Consider the following 16100-nt stretch of genomic DNA (forward strand, 5'->3'; position numbering starts at 1 on the left):
TCGACGCTTTCGATCCGAACGGTGTCGGAGTTTTACCTATGCACAGACAAGACAYTGACGCTCTCGAAGATTGACAACGGGTATTACTGGGCCGCCTATGCCCTGCCTCTGTGCCTCGTCAGCGCRTGCTTGCTCCGCAATTGGATGGTCGCCGCGCTCTGCGTTTTGATGCTGGGTGCGGATATCTTCATAGGCTTCCGCGTCAACGCGGCCATCTGCTTCCTGTCTCTATGCGTCTTRATTGGCTCWATGCTATTTCACAGCAAAAGATCGGCGATCGGCTTCGTCGCAATCCTCACTCTCGGCGGCGGCGCCTTGTTTGTGGTGAAGCAAGTCTCCTACGACTTGAAGAGCGTCTATGCTGTCGATTGCACGATCGCGAAAGACGCGCACGGTGACGACAAAACGCCTGTCACAGTCTGGCCGAGCAGGTCTATAGAGGCCGGCGATGCCGCGAATGCAGATGGTCTGAAGGCCGCTCAGACCGCGAACAGCACTGATCTCGCGCTTGGCGAGCGAACAGACGCGGCCAAGGCTGTTAGCAATCTCGCCAAAGCCTTTTTGACCAGCGAAACATACTCGAATTCCATCTTGAACTCGGAGCCATTCGTCATTCAGTCAATCCTGAATGAAACCGTGAAAGAGCAGTTCTCGACAGGCAGCTCCTATCTTCTCGATCAGATTCTGACGGTCACACCCGGCAGAACAACAATTTTCCATATGGATCTCGGGAAGGTTCCGCTTTTCTCCGAGTTGTTYAAGGACAAGCTTTTTCCTGATGTGCCRTTCGGCATGGCCAGCAACCCATGGGCGCAAGCCTATGCTGCTRGCGGTTACACCATGGTGACCGTCTTCGCGATCGGCTACGCCGTCGCAGTGGGACTCCTCGGATATCTGTTCAGGATTTCGAAAGGCGCGTTGCGTGCAACGTTCCTTGTACTCGCGATGTGGGTAGCCTTCTATTTTCATAGAAACGATTTGATGACCGAACTCGGCATCCTTAGGCAAACACTTTATATCGCGATATTGGCGCTACTCGTCTCCGGGGGCGGATTTGCTGTGAAACTGGGCATTGAGCGACAGCAGAACATTAGGCAGACCACCAAACGTTTGCCAAAACGAGAGGCCTGAACTCATGTTCCGTATGGATGCCAGGAGCAGCCGAAGGCCATCCGCCGGAGTTAGGGATCGGTCTGGGCGTGAGGGTTAAAAAATGCTTGAATTGCTGGTTTGCGCTTCGTTGGTGGCTGTCGATGGAGACACGGTGAAGTGCCTGCCCACAGGGCAGAACATGCGGCTGCTGGGGGAAGGTGTTCCGTTCGTCTCGGGGATCGATACCCCGGAGATAGGATCGCACGCAAAGTGCTTGAAGGAACGGAAACTGGCGCTGATCGCCAAGGGAAGATTGAAAGAGCTTTTGGCTGAAAAGGGATTGCGTCTGGAATGGAGCGGCGCGGTGGACAAGACACCGACGCACCGGCCGCTGGTCAATATCTACAGGGCAAACGGCGAGGAAATCGGGAGGACGCTTCTTCGCGAGGGTTTCGCTCGAGAGTGGCGGCCGAGACATCGAAACGACTGGTGCACGCCTGATGCTTGAACTCGTGGAACCGAAAGACGGATGGCCGCGTTCATAGGGCGCTGGCTCGTTCCTCTGCCAGCTATGTCACTCTCGCGACTTGCCCCGCCCAGTGCGGGGCTTTCTTTTGGAACGGAAACGGGGCCGAAGCCCCGTCCCATCATGCAAGCCGTGCAGGCTCCAGCACGTCCAGAGCCAGTTCGGCGAACGATGGTGGCAACTCGCCACGCTTCACCTTGCCATGCAGGTAGATCCGGAACTTCCCGCCCTCAAGGTACTCATCTTGCAACCAAGCACGGAAGTCTCCGAGTGCAGCAAGCGGATAGCACCACGACTCGTGAGGGTTAGCCTTAGCTTGCGGGTGACTGTCAGGATAGCGGTGGGGATACTTCCGGCGAACATCGTATGCATCGGCCAGCCCACTGTCTTCCCAGTACTTTGACCAATGCTGACCGATGGAAATATCCACCACGAACTTTTCACCGATGTCAGCGCCAGCAATGATGAGTTCGTAAATAATGGTATGTGCTTCGTTGAAAACATGGAAGAAGCCTTTGGGCGCCGACTGATAGTTCAGTTCAAGACGCTCATGCCATTTTCTAAAGCGGTCTGCACCAGATGGGTCATAGCCCACTTGCTGGTAGATCATATCCTTGAGCTTGGATCCCGCCAGCTTACGGTAATTGTCTCGCGCAGTCGCTGATACATTAACGCCAGCGTCGAACGCGTAGTATTCGAGAATGGCAAGGCACACATCAGCCGGGTAGCAAAAGTGCGGCGTCCCCTTGTGTGTCAATTCGATGTGCGGTGCGTGTTTAGTTGGACCAATCTTCGAAAGAATGCCCTTGATAGATTCTAAGCGCGGCTTCGGATCTTCATCTGCCCACTGGGAGCTGATTGTCCCGATATGAGCGTTCTGAACACCGCAAAGAGCAGCAAGGCCGCGTTGGTTGAGATATGGTGTGCCATCCGACAGGACACCCATCCCAATGCCTTGAACTTCGCGATCTCTCTCGATCGCCAGGGGCAGGACGCCCTGATTTGAAGTGATTTCCTTTCGGCTGCTATTGCGAGCCAAAGTATTGATTTTTATAGTCATTATGGCGATTTCCTTTGCTGTCGCCGCAGCAACTTGTCAGAAACCGCTTGACAACCTGTCGGAACATACCCAACTACTGCCTCGTGATCACAAACAAGCCGCCGCTAGGTGGTTGTCAGGCCCGGAGATGTTGACGCATCTACCGGGCCACCCTTTTTTGGCTTACAAAAGCCATTCTCCCAGATGGGAGACGCGACGTCGTGTCGCAAGTCTCATTTACGGTTTTTTAAGAAAATATTCCACTTCAGGTTCCGTTTAACCTGCATTTATCATGTGGAATTAAGTTTTTTGCTCCCCTTACGGCAACCATAGGGGAAGGCGAGCAGTCACATGGCCAGCAGATAAAGGCCGGCGTAAATCGCCAATGCAAACAAGACCACTGCGTTCGGATTTAGCAACATCGTGGGCATCCCGGTCTAAGGGTAGATGGAACAATATTGCACCAGCGCGGCGAGGTGTCACGCGCGCGTCACGCGACGAACATCACCTGATGTGATTACTTACCGGCCGCTGATGCGTCCTGGCGGACCACCTTGACGCATGAAGGGCTCGCCTGTGTAGTGAGTGGCGAGCCCTTTCACCTTCGCCGTGCCAGCTCCAGCACGAGTTCCCGTAGTCCGCGGTTCAAGTCCTGCACCTCAGATGTCAGATCTTTCACAGCTTCGGTTGCTCGGTTGAGGGCGGTGGGATCGACGATCACTGCCGCCACCTGGGCGGCTGCCGGGCTATTGACCGGACCAGACCGTTCACCTGTCATCAGGCCAAGGTATCGAGCCGCAAATATTACCGCCAGCGTGGCACCAAGAGTGATCAGAGCCAGCGGCGGCAGGTCAAAGAGTTTTTCCATTCCTTGTTTCCCCTTGGTCATGAGCCGCGCGGTGGATGTTGACGATCTCGCCAACCGCAAAAAGCGGGTAGATGGCGAGCCAGGTGCTCATGACATTCGAGGATGCATAGCAATATGTGATGCCGACCCAGATGAGGCAGCCTATGCCTGCTGATACCTGCCGGATGACCGGAGTGACGTGCTTTCGAGCTCCGTTCACGATGAGGCCACCAATGCGCATGATGCCGAGCAACATCATTACCCAGCCTAGATAGTCCTCATTCCTGAATACTGCTCGAAACCCGACCCACGCCGGCTGATTGAAGAGATCGGTGCTGGCCAGCAGGACCGCGCCCCATAGCACCGTGTGTCCGGCCAGAAACCATTCCGTCATGCGTGGCCCGAACCGGTGCTGGATGCGAATCCAGATGCCCGGCCCGATATAGGAGGTATCCGACATCAGCCCCTCCCCGCATTCTGCTTGTTGTAATCGTCTGCCCACGCCTGGCAGTCGCGCGCCAGCTGGTCCCGATTATCTGCGGTCACCTCCCATCGGAAGCGGAACACCACCCACGGCTCGTCGCGGAGCTTTACGCGCTCGACGAGTGCGGTGCAGGCAGGAGGAAGCACAAGCTTCGGCTGCTCGGCCTTCGAATGCCCTTGCGTCACGGCGGCGGCAGAAACGCGCTTGCCGCTGTCATCGGTGGTCGTGCATCCGGCGAGGAGCGCCGCGAGCAGGATCAGCGCTTTGGTGTCCATGCCTTGTCCTTTGCGTTGGGTCTGGAAAGCTCCGGATCGGCTTCGGCCTCTTTCAGCAGCGCCTCTATCCGATCTTCTGCTGCCTGCTTGCCCTTGAGCGTGTCAGCAGCGCGGATGGCGGCATTGGCCGCGGCAACCTCAGCCGCGAGGCGTCGGCGGCTTTCCTCGTCGCGCTGCGCGGCAAGAGCTTCGTATTGGAATGTCGAGACCGTCTTTTCGAGGCGGGCGTCGCATTGAACCTTTGCCTGCACGGTCGCGATCTTCACCTGGTCGGATGCAAACGAATGCGCCCTTCCCGTCGTCAGATCCCCGATGATCGGGATGCTGGAGAGGTATGGAATACGGGAGGCACCTGGAATGCCCCAATCGTAAATCCAAAGACCGAGGAAGGCGCAGCCGCCGATCCCGATTGTGCGCATCAGCCATGTGAAGAATACGGTCATGCGGGAATACCACTGATGCAAAGCGCGCGTTCGGCAACCCGTCGCTTTTTCAAGCCGGGCAAAGTGATGCCAGCTGCTTTTGTCCAGTTTAGAAGCTGATCGCAGGCGCCGAAGACGTCCCCGCTATTGAGCTTGCGCGCCAATGTGGATTTGCAAAACGCGCCTGTCCCGACATTGTAGGTGAAGGAAAGGAACGCAACGTACGCTCCGGCAGGAACTGCGTCAGGCTGCTTCATGCACGCTCGCATGCCGGTCTCGAACTCTGTGAGGCGATCGCCGAGCATTTCCTTGCATTGGTCAACCGTATATCGGTCGCCCATCTTCACGCCGCGCGTCTCTCCGAAACAGACCGTCGGAATGCCCACGGGATCTTTGTAAGCAATCGTGCGCAGCCCTTCGAACGTGCTGACACATGCAATCGCGGCAGCAGCTATCGCGCTACCCTTCTTCAGGCGGCTTGTCATTGATGTCTCCTGAAACTTTTTGCTGGACGTAGATGCGGGCGATGATCGCCGCGACGGTGAGCAACCCGGTAAAGGCCGACATGCCGAACTGGATCCAGATATTTCGGGAGACCCAAGTCGCGGCGACAAAGTTGTAGATCGGCTCAAGGATGATGAAGCAGAGCGCCAGGACCATAAGCCGGACGCTCCACGCGTGCTTCAGCACCGCGCGCCAGTTGGGCACGAGCATGGGTGTCTCCGATGTGGGGAAAGGCTCGCGCAAGCTTCGCGGTCTTTAGCTCGCTTGCGAAAGTCAAATGACGCGAGCATTATCTCGCGGTATCATGAGGATCTCTGGTTATGACGTATGACTGGTCTGGCGTCCGTACTCGGCGTATCCGACGCTTCAAACTGGGGCTAACGTCTCTCATGGCTTTCGCTATCGTGGCGCTGCCATTTGTTTGGCCCGCGGTGAACTGACCGGGTCGCACTTCTCGATACGCTAGAGGCCCGCCAACACCCAGGCGGGCCTTTTGTCTGTGGATAGTAACAGTCTGCTAACCACGCCGTGCCCGAGGATCTGGACCATGTTTCAATTCGGTGATCGGGTCCGAGCGCGTCGCACACCCCAAACCCATGCGACGCATGAGATCCGGTGGGCGGACCCACGAGGAAAACGACCGGATCTCAACCATCCCGCCCTACCCTTGCCGGGGAGTAATTGAGCGTACCGCCGAACACAGAGGTTCGCACGGTTGCGAAGAACCGCGATCGCTCCATGGGATGTCTCCGATGTTGATGAGTGACCGGCGTTTCAGGGCCGGATTAGTCGAGGGCGTGGCCGTCGCGCCAGAGCTGGTCCATGGCGCCGCTATCGAGCCCCTGCATGGCGCCGAAGAACTCGACAAAGCCGTTGGAGCGCCGAAACTCTGTTGCTCCGGAGAGCAGCATGCGAGCCTGCCATTCGATATCCTCGTCCGCGATGAGAGAGACCATCGCATCTAGCGCTGCAGGCAGCGTGCCTGTCGTGATCGCCGCGAGCGCTTCGGCCTTGGTAATCATTTCGCGAACCGCGATCACCTGGTAGAACTGGCGGCGGCTGATCGCTTCCGGCACAAGATTACCCGCGCCGATGTTTCCCCACAAAGACACCATGTGTCGATCTCCCTTAAGAGTACTGCAGCACGACGCCGCTTGCGATGATCGCCAGATAGTTCAACGTCCTCAGCCGCCACCGCGCGTTCGTGCCGGTCGCGCCGCTCATGGCAACCGTGCCCTCGTACATTTTGACGCCAAGAAACGAGGAGGTCAGCGCCATCGTCACTGCAATCCATGTCGCCCCGTTGTTTCGGGAAACTTCCACAATGAAGTCGGTACCGGGCGTAAGAGTGAGCGCATCAGCAAGCTGAAGCGCGACATGCATCGTTGATGGAACGGCGCCTGTTGCGTAAGCCACAGATGCGAGGATCATGTTAGTCGCGGCATAGATGACACGCGTCGGCAAGGAGTTGCCTGCATCTTCTGTAAACCCGGTGACACCATTTCCTACAGCCTGGTCGAGCGCCTTATAGGCCCGCGATCCCGAGGCATAGATGTTCAGGTTGGTCGATGCAGGCTGGGTGGCACCCGCATATATCGTGCCGCTCGCCGGGACAGCAAACAAGGCGGGCAACACGTAGTCGTACCAACCGCCGCCAGGATGCGCGAACGAGTACGACGCAAGAATGTCATAGACCGTGGATGAGACACGCCGAACAATCTTGAAGATCGCGGAATAAGCAGTCGTTGAATAGATGCCAACAGACCTGATCTGCGTACCAACTGCGATCGCCATCGCTCGGTCGATGAGCGTAAATTCCCCACCAGACGCTGTGTTACTTCCAGTTCCAGACGCCTGCAATGTCGCCGGCTGAGCCGGAGAAAACCAGTCGTTTGCGGCGTCATATGCGTAGCTGGACGAGTCACCGGCTGCGATCCCGGTCTGATCGTCGAAGCTATCCGCTACACCGCCGACCATACCCATTCGCTGGCCTTTGAGATCAGCGACTTCGAGCGACAGCAGTGCGATGTTCTTTCCGGCCGCTGCGAGCGTATTCAAGGCCGCCTGCACATTTGCAGGAGCACCCAGCAGGCTGGCAACCGAATTATCGAACGAGACATCAAGAGCGGTCGTAGCAAGCCAGGTCTTGAAGGCAGCAAGCGTCTTCGACTTCAGGAGCTTTCCTGTCGCGGTGTCGAAGAAAGCCGGCGTGTCATCTGTCGTGCCGGCTGGGCCCACCACGTCGCCAGTGCCCATGCCATCGGCACCCTTCTCCGCTGTCAGATCCCACCAGGCATTGCTGGTTGCCGGAAAAACAGGAAGCGCATGACCGGTATTCGCATCCTGCAGCGAGATAAACGAGCGGCCGCTACCACGAACACCATCATTCTTGGCATAAGTTGTGGCGCTGCTATACGCACCTCGCCAATTAAGGACGGCAGCCGGTCCAACCGGACCCTGGGCGCCCTGTGGCCCCGTTCCATAGGAAAAAGGCCCTGCCCAGTCGCCGGAGGCATCCGACGCCTTGATAAAGAGCTGAGCCGGATTGACATCGATCGCCAGGAACCCGAAATCCTCCGGCCTGGCGTCGTATGTCGCCTTCTCAGCCAGATCGCCGGACTCATCATAGCGGTAGATCGTACCCGCCTCCATGCCGACAAGAAGCCGTGACATGATGTTGCTGTTGGTTTCCAGCTGCTCGCTGAACGCCGTGGCGCGCAACAGGGCATAGTCGTAGGTGCCGGTCGGGCCGGTCCATTTGATCGCGGCCGTTGCATGCGTATCGTCGGCGATCGTCTCCAAAGGAAGCGGGTTGCCGGCCGCTTCCGCAAAGATCGTGCCGCCGGCAATGTTGGCGATAGCCCAAGCGGTGCCAACGCCGACAATCGACGCGCTGCCGTTCGTCAGGGTGACTTGCCCTGTCGTGTAATAGTCTGCCATGTGAGGATTGCCCCTTAAGCCGGGATGCCGAAGATGTAGTAGCGAATTTTGGTGGCAGGGCTCCTGACGGAAGTCGTCACGATCGCACTACCGTTCCACGATCGGCGATAAGGCCCGCCACGATAGGTAATGAAACGCGCGCGGCTTGGCGTGAGCTGGCAGATCGCCGTTTCGCCGTTGATGTAGCTCGATTTCGCGCCGGAGCTGCCGTTGCGCACGAAGCCCGCAGACGCGTAAGGAACCCTGATCATTCCATCATGAAGGAAGTCTACCGCGTTATCGCCCGATCCTGCGACGCCGCCACCTTGGGGCATGTACCCGGCCGGCAGGATGGGATGGAACTTGATGAATGGGAAAAGCCCTGTGCTGTCGAAGGCGATATCTGTATTCGCCGCTGCCCCGCCACTGGGGGGAATGTCGAAGACACCGGTCTTGATGATCTGGAGGCACGGCCACCGAGTGTCGATGATAACATCGGCGAGGCTTGGCGGATCGGCTGAGCCGGGCCTAAGAATTTGGAACACATCGACGCCCCCGATCTTGATTTGACGGAGAACATCGTTTGCACCGGAAGACAGCGGCGTATTGTCCTGCGCGATCACGATGAAGCGGGCGCGAATTGCAGACCCTGCGTTGTTGAATTCGATCGTCGTGCCGTTGACTCTGTAGGGCGCGCCCCAATCATCTTCATCATCAGGGATTGTGCAAGGAAACGTAATCGTTGAGCCCTTATATTGCAGCACGTCCACCACAATTGAGGCCGCATCGACGTTGATCCCAGCGAGCTTGTCCGAAAAGTCGAATACGGTAACGACACCGCTTGGCAGCGCTATATCGCCCGATGCGACGATCTTGGCGGGCCGTGTCGAACTGTCGAAAGCGAGCTTTGCCGCGATGTCGCTCACGGCGTAACCCGGCTTGGCTACACGAAAGCCGGTGCTCGATATTTCGATAACGGTCTGACCGGGAACCGGGTCCGTAGCAGGGTAGAGGATGGGATCTTCATTGCCAGGAAGGTTGTAGACAATCGCCTGGCACGATCGAAAATCCGATCCGTCATCGTCAAACCCAACCAGCATATTTGCCGGCGTTGCCCCGTTAATGGGATATGAGCCTGGGTTGCTAATACGGAAATTCTTTGCCCAGCCCGCAAACACACCCCCTGCGGAATACCAGCGGGTGTCAAGCGTTCCGAGAAACTTCTGAATGACGCAGTAGCTTGTCCAGCCGTTACTTGCGATTGGCTTCAGGTCAAACAGTGGAAGCTGATAGTCGAGTTGTCCAAAATCCTGCCAGTATGAGTTCTTCCAGAAGATCATATTGAAGCCGAGGTTCTGGCCTACGATACCCCGCTTGTAGCTGTTCTTGTCCGTTCCGGACGGCACGAACGACGTGTAGTTTCCGGAAACGAAGGTCAGTCGCTCTTGACCGACGAAGCGGACGTTCATGTCCCATTTGCTGTTGAAGTAAAACTTCGAATAGTCGGTATCAGGGGTATCCAGCGGGATATCGGCGTTGTTCTTTGTGATCTTCAGGGAGGGGATACCAAGATAGTCCGGCCCCCATTCAACACATGCCATCAGCTAAACACCCTTATCCTGCCGGCTATGCCGTCGATCTGCAGCTTGTTGTTATCGGAGATCCACGCCCCGCCTCGAATCGTCTTGATGCGTGCGGTGTTCAGAGTTAGCTCGCCGTTTTCGATGACGAACGGGAACGAGCCTTCATCGTCGGATGTCAGGACGACGAACTGATCCACGCTGAACGCCGCCCGCGATTTCAGAACTCCACCATCGGTGTAGAGCTCGATAAAGAACCCGCTCTCCTTGAAATCGTCTTCAAGTGTGGCCTTCAACAGGATCGCATAGCGAACGGTCACACCTTCCGGGGCGGCTACCGCCTGGAAGGCAACCATGCCATTGGCAAGGTTCTCACCGAAGGCGGCAATCAGTTCTGTGGTTTGCTCGACGACATTGGCGACGTCAGAGGTCAAGACGAAGATCTGCTCATCGAATTTTGCGCCGGACACTTCGAGCTTGCGGCCAATCGACTGCGAGACGCCGCCGTTGATCTGCAGGTTCTGCTGGATCTGGGCAAGTCTCGTCTCGTTGCGGTTCAAGCCGGCGTAAAGCTCAGTGAAGACATCCTTCACCTCTTGCTTCAGATTGCCGAGACCGATTTCCAAATCGGCATTACCGCCATCCAGTGACGTGGCATCGACCGCCGCCGCCCAGTTAGTCGTCCGATCAGCGATCACTCTGGAGCGAAACTGGTATGTTGTGAGGCTGAGAATGCCCTCCTGCAGGAAAGCAACCGTTTGATCGCGAGCAATCTGGCGCGAGAACTTGTTCATCGGATCGGTTTTGATCCACCATTCGAGCTGAATGCCCGTCACGGTGGGATCGTCGATCGGCGACCATGAAACGCGGAATGCCGGATAAGAGCGCCCATCGGCTCCAACACCGATGACCGGTGCCACCGAGAAATCCTGCAACTCATTGAGATAAACAGGCGTATCGTTCGGGATGGGGATGACAGGCGGGATGACACCCACTCCATCATAGATCCCGCCGTCGCGCTCCTGCAGTGACAGGACAACGTTTCGGGGACCATCGCTTGTAAGCGCCTTGATTGATCGAGCCTGCACCATGTAGACACGGTCGCCATGGCGCGCCGAGTTCCACCGCACCCAGTCACCGGCCTTGACCGTCTGGAAGCGCGGCCGCAGCGTAACATCCGCGGTGGCCTCATACCGGTTCTCATTAAAGTAGATCGAGGCGAGCTGGTTGGCCTGGCGTTTCGAGCAAACCGTAGGCAGTTCGAGGTTCACGTCACGTGACCGGCGATCGAGCGACACATAGCCCGCATTCGTCTGCGTGTCATAGCCGGCCGGACTCCACATGTTGGAAGGCTCTGGATAGGTGCCCGAAACGGCATTCACCAGGTCGGCCATCGAGCGGCGCCGCTGGAAGCGGACCGCCTCACCCTTCACCAGGTCATCGTCGGTGAAGGTCTCAACGATCGGCTGGTCCGTTCCGATCAGTGGCCAAGAACCCTCGACGCTATCGATGACAATGCCGCCACAAGAAACCATGACAGACTGAATGTTGTCGCCGTGCTCGACATCGCAGTCGAAAACGATCGAGCAGCGGTATCGCGCCTCGATACCGTCAACGATCTCGTCGCATATATTCATTGCGGTGAAGTACCGATCAAGCGGAAGATCGACTGCATCCATGCCCATGCCGCAGAACATGTCATTGTTGATCGAGAAGCCGCGGCGGTAATTGTATTCCTGGACGATCGGATTCTGAGAGAATTCATAAGTGGCGTAGTTGTCCCAGCGATGGGAACCAACGCCGCCGACGGTCGAATCCTTTCGGGGATCGTAGAGCCGCGCGCCGCGAAGCTCAAAGAAAAAGTCCGGGAAGCTGCTGAGCTTCTCCTGATTGTATGTCAGGCGAGCGATGAGGTAGCACAGGCCTGTCCCGACATGATCCGAAGTCCAGCGTCCAATCGGGTTCGAGTGATCGATCAGGCCGGCATCGGCCGTCGTCTGCGTGCCGTTGTAGAATGTAAAGGTCATCAGGCCGGCATAGTCGCCAGTTGAGACAGCATAGACTGTCTTGACGGCGTCCGACGACGTTACCGAGAGCGCCAGTTGTTTGCCGCCCGCGTAAATCCTCGACAGGCCATCACAGGGGAAATCAGCGAAGGTATAGATCTGCTCAAGCTGCTTGTTCGAGCTTCCCCACGTGTTCACATAGCAATCGTGCCCAGCGACACCGACCAGGCCGCAAGCGACCTTGCGGCTGACATTCTCGCCGTAGTCGCGCTCGAACTGCGAGCCGCTCGGTGTGGCCTTCTTCTGCTCCTTCTTCGTGAGCACGCCAACAAGAAGGTTGAGGCCGATCCCGATAATCGCTTTACCGATAATGCCGAGCGAGCCGAAGAAGCTGCCGACCGCGCCGATGAGGGGAGCTAGAAAGCCCATTAGATCACCTTGAATGCTGCGGTGACGCGGTCGATCGATACGAACTCGACCGGCCCGCCGTGAGAGCGGGTCATTAAGCCGATCGCGGTGAAGACGCCGCCGGAGAAAGACCCGTCGCGCTCGATCACACCGATGTCGCCACGCTGCGCCATCGCCACCGGAATTTCATCGAACTTGGCCGAGAATGCCTGCCGGACATTGTCGAAGCCGTGCTTGCGCAGCTGCTTGGCCGCCCCAGCTTCAGTCTTGTAGCCACGGGCGTCAGGATACATCTTCTCGCCCGTCACCGCCTCGACAGCGTCGTCGGGGATGATGAAGCAGTCCGAGACACCCCAAGCGCCAGGCAATGCCTGATGTGTCGCCACAACCGCGTTGAGGCGCTTTTCCCAGCCGGGCAGTCTTGCCATGTCAGAGACCCTTGAACCCTATGGCGCGAGCCGCGCCGGCGGCCGCGCTCTTGGCGGTATTGATTGCCGAGCCGACAGCGCGGCCCCAGTTCACATCGACGCGGCCGGCCGTAGCAGCATGCTCAAAGAACCGGTCGCCGGGATCGCGCCGCTGCTGGTCTGCCACGGTGCGCTTTCGGCCGTTGCGACGGGAATAGTCCAGCTGCCGCCCTTCGCAACTGGCAGTGAGATAATAGCCGCGCTCGTCGTCTTCGTTATGCTCGATGACATCGAGATAGCCGCGGGCTACCGGCTCGACCTGGATCAAAGCACGCGTATCCGGGTGGAAGTGGGCGTCATAGACGACGACCGGGCGGTCCCGGTAATCCTCTTCCTCGATCTGCGTTAGGATCTCCGGCGTCAGGCCAAATTCCTTGCTCTCGGCAAGGGTCAGCGTGAAGCCGCCGTCTGCCGCCGTGCCTGTACCCCCGCCGATATCGGAGACTTCCAGGAGGCCGAATGGCTGATAGGTCACGCCGGCATAGACCAGCGGCTCCCGGCGGGCGATGAAGCCATAGATACCGGAACCGAGCGAGACACGGACCATCTGGCGTGTCGATATGCGTCCCTGGTCGTAGAGCGTCTTAACGTCTTCGGATAGCGCCATCAGATGACGCGCCGCTGCTTGGCTTCCTTTACGATGAGGATGATCCTCTCGCGGAAGGCCGGGTCATTCAGGATCCAGCGAAGGACACGGCGACGAATCCAGTTCATTGGCTTTCCCTCAGTTGGAACGAGATCGGGCGGAAGAGCCCCTCGCCCGGTGCCTGATAGCTTCCTGGCACCAGCCGCATGACTAGCGCGGGATTGGCGAAGCGAACGACTGCCCCGGCCTGGGCAACGGTATCGAATGGCGGCGGCTCGACAGTGATCGTGCGTGTCGTTCCACTGCCAGAGACTTCGGTGATACGGCCGACATAGTATTTGCTCGATTTCTCGAGTCCGATGCGATCACCAACCGAGAGGTTGAGCCCGGCGTCGACACTGTTGACCGATAGGATGTTGCCGTCGGTGACAGAGACAAGGTTGCCGGGATCATCCGCCGGGGCATGGTTGTCCCTATGGGCCTTAGGATAGCCCTGCGTCGGATGGCGGAAGAGCACAGAGCGTAGCCCGCCGCGCAACGACAAGATCCAAGCATCCACCATCGCGAATTCGTCGTCATCGAGCGGCTTTGTCTCGATATCCGCTACCCATGCCTCGTCTTCGACCTGAGTATAATTCACGAGGCGAGCACCCGACCTCGATGCGACGACCGGATCGTCGATCAGAAGGTCGACCCTGACCCAATCCTCGAACGCGAGGGGAGGCAGAGGACGTGGAAACGTGATCACCATTTACAGCACCCTGCGCCTCTGAGCTTCTTTGACGGTCTTGATGATGGTCGCCGGCAGTTCGGCGTCACGCTTTGCTGCCCAGCGCCTCATTTCGGCATCCGTCTCGGCATTACCGCTTGCCTGAATAGTCGTTCTCGCATCGACGGTGATGGGCGCTGCGGATTGAGTGGCGTTCCCATTGGCTGGCATCAGAGGGGACACGTGCCCCCCTGCAGCATACCCTTTGGCCCGCTTGTGCATCCCTTCGAGGTTCTTCACCCCGATCCGATCGGTAGCCCTCTTGGAGAAGACGTATTCCCCGCCATGTACGATACCCGCTGCCTGCGAGGCTGCACCATTGCCGGTGTAACCGCCACTAGCAAAGCCATTCGTCAGAAAGCTCCCAAGCGTGGTATTGGCCTTGAACGACGATCCGCCGCCAAAGAGACCACCGAGGAACCCAAACAGCCCGCCGCCACCACTGCCACCGGCGGCGCCATTCACCTGGAAGATTGCGTCCATCACCTGATTGAGCAGGCGATCGGTGATGCGATCGAGCACGTTCAAGGCAGCGGTACCGAAGCTCTTCCAGAAGCCCTCGCCGCTTCTAAGTCCCTGCCGCAAATCATTCACGAAGCCAGCCGTCGTAGACTTCAGGAAGTTGGTATATTCCTGAGCCTTCTTCGTCTCCTCGTTCATCCGAGCCTGCGCTGCTGTGGCAGTCGCGAGGGCCGTGGCCGTTTGCTGTATCTGAGCGTTGAGCTCAGGCGTGATAGCCTTTTTGTCTCGCTCGGCTGCGGCCAGCAGGTCGGCTTCGGCGCGCGCTTTCGCTACGGCGAAGCCATAGTCGTTGATCGAAGGGTTCAAGAGCGATTGCGCCGCGGTTTCTGCCTGGATAGCCTTCGTCCGCTCCTGCGACGAACGGATGGCATTCTCATAGTTATCGTTGGCAGCTTTGCGAGAATGCCCGCCGCCGGAGCTTGGTAGGCCTTCCAGCTCGATAAGCGGGCGCCGGCTGGGTGTTGGTCCGACCTCTGGCGTCATGAACCCACCATTCTGGATGTTGCCATCAGAGGAGCCGCTGCTGCCAGCGCCGCGCCAAAAGGCCGGGTTGTTGAGGGCAGCGTTTGTCGCTGCAGTCGCGCCTGCCGCTTCCTGCCGAACAGCGGCCATCGCTTCGGCCGCCTTCAACAAGACAGGCAGGATCGACTGGAAAGCATTGCCGAAGGCGATGACTTCGGGCTGACCGGACCTGAGCGCGGCACTGAGCGCGTCCTGTGCGGCAGAGACATCCTTCGCCGTCGCCTGACCTTCCGCGAGCTTCTGAACGAGGTTCTGAAAGGCCGCTGTTGTATCGTTGGCGAACTGCACGGTGTCCGGTCGAGCGTTGAGCACTGCAATCATGCTCTCATACTGGGTCGACACCGATGCAATAGCTCGCTGCGCGTCAGAAAACTGCGCCTTGGCAACAATATCGCCAGCCTGAAGCCTATCGTTGGCAGCCTGCACTCGGTCAAGTTCGTCTGCATATGCCTTGATCAAGGGGGTTGCTGCGCCCCAACGGTCAGCGACTGCGGCGACCAACTGTCCCTGCTTCTCCAGCGACATATTTGTCTGTTCGCTACTGGAAAACCAAGACGTAAGGGCCTGGATGGCAACGGCCGCCAAAGTGGTTAGCCCCACCGAGAGAAGGGTCACAGGAGATAGCATCCCCACGAAGGCTGCTCCGAGCGATCGAGCGAAGCCGCCACCGCTCGCCATGGCAACCTGAGCGATTTGAAGGCCCTGTTGCATGCCGATGAGGCCGGCGCTCATGCCGCCTGCAGCGGTGGTTACAATATCGAAACCCTGGGCCGCGAGATTGGCCGTGTTATGCATATTAGCCATCTGCGGGATATTCTGATTTGCGGCCGCAGTAGCCGCCTTTGTGGCGTTCGCTGCCTTCTGCGCTGCGAGAGACTGCGCTGCCAGAGCTTTTTCGGCATCACGAGAGACCTTTTCCACAGCGCGCATTCGCGATGCCATACCGTCTAGTGCCGAAGACGAAATACGGGCAGCCGCAAGGGTGCTTGTGCCAATGCCCTGCGCCGAATCCTCAGCTAGCCGCGCTGCATTGGCAAACCTTCCCAACTTTCCAATAGCCTGGTCTACGTCGGCCGTCTGGACCTCAATGCCAAGCGTCGCGAGTTCAGCCACTAGACAACTCCAAATAAAT

The 16100-nt window shown here is 58.1% G+C and carries 17 protein-coding genes; 2 read left to right on the plus strand and 15 right to left on the minus strand.

Features of this window, described 5'->3' with window-relative positions:
• The coding region (locus AC1DIJ_RS23670) for a hypothetical protein (RefSeq protein ID WP_477831571.1) at positions 1-1131 on the plus strand (1131 nt) is incomplete at its 5' end.
• Between the two features lie 82 nt (positions 1132-1213).
• Entirely contained in the window at positions 1214-1600 is a 387-nt protein-coding gene (locus AC1DIJ_RS23675) for a thermonuclease family protein (RefSeq protein ID WP_477831572.1), read from the plus strand.
• 139 nt (positions 1601-1739) lie between these two features.
• On the opposite strand, the gene AC1DIJ_RS23680 is transcribed toward AC1DIJ_RS23675, so the two are convergent.
• The 15 genes from AC1DIJ_RS23680 to AC1DIJ_RS23750 form a co-directional block, all read right to left on the minus strand.
• Positions 1740-2678 (minus strand): BstA C-terminal domain-containing protein, encoded by a 939-nt coding sequence (locus AC1DIJ_RS23680; protein ID WP_477831573.1) that lies wholly within the window; start codon positions 2676-2678, stop codon positions 1740-1742.
• A 577-nt stretch (positions 2679-3255) separates the two neighbouring features.
• Positions 3256-3525: a hypothetical protein gene (locus AC1DIJ_RS23685; protein ID WP_477831574.1), complete on the minus strand. Its 270-nt coding sequence runs from the start codon at positions 3523-3525 to the stop codon at positions 3256-3258.
• Positions 3509-3964: a hypothetical protein gene (locus AC1DIJ_RS23690; RefSeq protein ID WP_477831575.1), complete on the minus strand. Its 456-nt coding sequence runs from the start codon at positions 3962-3964 to the stop codon at positions 3509-3511. Before AC1DIJ_RS23690 ends, AC1DIJ_RS23685 begins: the two co-directional genes overlap by 17 nt.
• On the minus strand, positions 3964-4263 hold the full coding sequence (locus AC1DIJ_RS23695; protein ID WP_477831576.1) for a hypothetical protein: 300 nt from the start codon (positions 4261-4263) through the stop codon (positions 3964-3966). Before AC1DIJ_RS23695 ends, AC1DIJ_RS23690 begins: the two co-directional genes overlap by 1 nt.
• Positions 4245-4706, minus strand: a complete 462-nt coding sequence (locus AC1DIJ_RS23700) for a hypothetical protein (RefSeq protein WP_477831577.1) — start codon at positions 4704-4706, stop codon at positions 4245-4247. The genes AC1DIJ_RS23695 and AC1DIJ_RS23700 overlap by 19 nt, the downstream gene beginning before the upstream one ends.
• Positions 4703-5170 carry a lysozyme gene (locus AC1DIJ_RS23705; protein ID WP_477831578.1) on the minus strand — a complete coding sequence of 156 codons (468 nt, stop codon included), beginning with the start codon at positions 5168-5170 and terminating at the stop codon, positions 4703-4705. Before AC1DIJ_RS23705 ends, AC1DIJ_RS23700 begins: the two co-directional genes overlap by 4 nt.
• Positions 5145-5399, minus strand: a complete 255-nt coding sequence (locus tag AC1DIJ_RS23710; protein ID WP_477831579.1) for a DUF7940 domain-containing protein — start codon at positions 5397-5399, stop codon at positions 5145-5147. The genes AC1DIJ_RS23705 and AC1DIJ_RS23710 overlap by 26 nt, the downstream gene beginning before the upstream one ends.
• Positions 5400-5974: 575 nt before the next feature.
• Positions 5975-6304: a hypothetical protein gene (locus AC1DIJ_RS23715; RefSeq protein WP_112388072.1), complete on the minus strand. Its 330-nt coding sequence runs from the start codon at positions 6302-6304 to the stop codon at positions 5975-5977.
• A 13-nt stretch (positions 6305-6317) separates the two neighbouring features.
• Complete coding sequence (locus AC1DIJ_RS23720; RefSeq protein WP_477831580.1) at positions 6318-8129, minus strand: hypothetical protein; 1812 nt, start codon at positions 8127-8129, stop codon at positions 6318-6320.
• Positions 8130-8143: 14 nt separating this feature from the next.
• Entirely contained in the window at positions 8144-9709 is a 1566-nt protein-coding gene (locus AC1DIJ_RS23725; RefSeq protein WP_477831581.1) for a hypothetical protein, read from the minus strand.
• Positions 9709-12123 carry a phage tail protein gene (locus tag AC1DIJ_RS23730; RefSeq protein ID WP_477831582.1) on the minus strand — a complete coding sequence of 805 codons (2415 nt, stop codon included), beginning with the start codon at positions 12121-12123 and terminating at the stop codon, positions 9709-9711. Before AC1DIJ_RS23730 ends, AC1DIJ_RS23725 begins: the two co-directional genes overlap by 1 nt.
• A complete protein-coding gene (locus tag AC1DIJ_RS23735) occupies positions 12123-12530 on the minus strand; it encodes a DUF6950 family protein (RefSeq protein WP_112388068.1) in 408 nt (135 codons plus the stop codon). Before AC1DIJ_RS23735 ends, AC1DIJ_RS23730 begins: the two co-directional genes overlap by 1 nt.
• 1 nt (position 12531) lies before the next feature.
• Positions 12532-13176: a DUF2163 domain-containing protein gene (locus AC1DIJ_RS23740; protein WP_112388067.1), complete on the minus strand. Its 645-nt coding sequence runs from the start codon at positions 13174-13176 to the stop codon at positions 12532-12534.
• Positions 13177-13279: 103 nt separating this feature from the next.
• The gene (locus AC1DIJ_RS23745) at positions 13280-13906 is read right to left on the minus strand and encodes a hypothetical protein (RefSeq protein WP_112388066.1); all 627 of its coding nucleotides are present in this window, start codon (positions 13904-13906) and stop codon (positions 13280-13282) included.
• Positions 13907-16081 (minus strand): hypothetical protein, encoded by a 2175-nt coding sequence (locus tag AC1DIJ_RS23750; protein ID WP_477831583.1) that lies wholly within the window; start codon positions 16079-16081, stop codon positions 13907-13909. It abuts the gene before it with no gap.
• Positions 16082-16100 lie beyond the last annotated feature (19 nt).

Source organism: Rhizobium sp. 10N427 (assembly GCF_056394605.1).

Coding starts and splice junctions, on each gene's coding strand:
- AC1DIJ_RS23675 (WP_477831572.1), top strand. CDS start 1,214: ATGCTTGAATTGCTGGTTTGCGCTTCGTTGGTGGCTGTCGATGGAGAC.
- AC1DIJ_RS23680 (WP_477831573.1), bottom strand. CDS start 2,678: ATGACTATAAAAATCAATACTTTGGCTCGCAATAGCAGCCGAAAGGAA.
- AC1DIJ_RS23685 (WP_477831574.1), bottom strand. CDS start 3,525: ATGGAAAAACTCTTTGACCTGCCGCCGCTGGCTCTGATCACTCTTGGT.
- AC1DIJ_RS23690 (WP_477831575.1), bottom strand. CDS start 3,964: ATGTCGGATACCTCCTATATCGGGCCGGGCATCTGGATTCGCATCCAG.
- AC1DIJ_RS23695 (WP_477831576.1), bottom strand. CDS start 4,263: ATGGACACCAAAGCGCTGATCCTGCTCGCGGCGCTCCTCGCCGGATGC.
- AC1DIJ_RS23700 (WP_477831577.1), bottom strand. CDS start 4,706: ATGACCGTATTCTTCACATGGCTGATGCGCACAATCGGGATCGGCGGC.
- AC1DIJ_RS23705 (WP_477831578.1), bottom strand. CDS start 5,170: ATGACAAGCCGCCTGAAGAAGGGTAGCGCGATAGCTGCTGCCGCGATT.
- AC1DIJ_RS23710 (WP_477831579.1), bottom strand. CDS start 5,399: ATGCTCGTGCCCAACTGGCGCGCGGTGCTGAAGCACGCGTGGAGCGTC.
- AC1DIJ_RS23715 (WP_112388072.1), bottom strand. CDS start 6,304: ATGGTGTCTTTGTGGGGAAACATCGGCGCGGGTAATCTTGTGCCGGAA.
- AC1DIJ_RS23720 (WP_477831580.1), bottom strand. CDS start 8,129: ATGGCAGACTATTACACGACAGGGCAAGTCACCCTGACGAACGGCAGC.
- AC1DIJ_RS23725 (WP_477831581.1), bottom strand. CDS start 9,709: ATGGCATGTGTTGAATGGGGGCCGGACTATCTTGGTATCCCCTCCCTG.
- AC1DIJ_RS23730 (WP_477831582.1), bottom strand. CDS start 12,123: ATGGGCTTTCTAGCTCCCCTCATCGGCGCGGTCGGCAGCTTCTTCGGC.
- AC1DIJ_RS23735 (WP_112388068.1), bottom strand. CDS start 12,530: ATGGCAAGACTGCCCGGCTGGGAAAAGCGCCTCAACGCGGTTGTGGCG.
- AC1DIJ_RS23740 (WP_112388067.1), bottom strand. CDS start 13,176: ATGGCGCTATCCGAAGACGTTAAGACGCTCTACGACCAGGGACGCATA.
- AC1DIJ_RS23745 (WP_112388066.1), bottom strand. CDS start 13,906: ATGGTGATCACGTTTCCACGTCCTCTGCCTCCCCTCGCGTTCGAGGAT.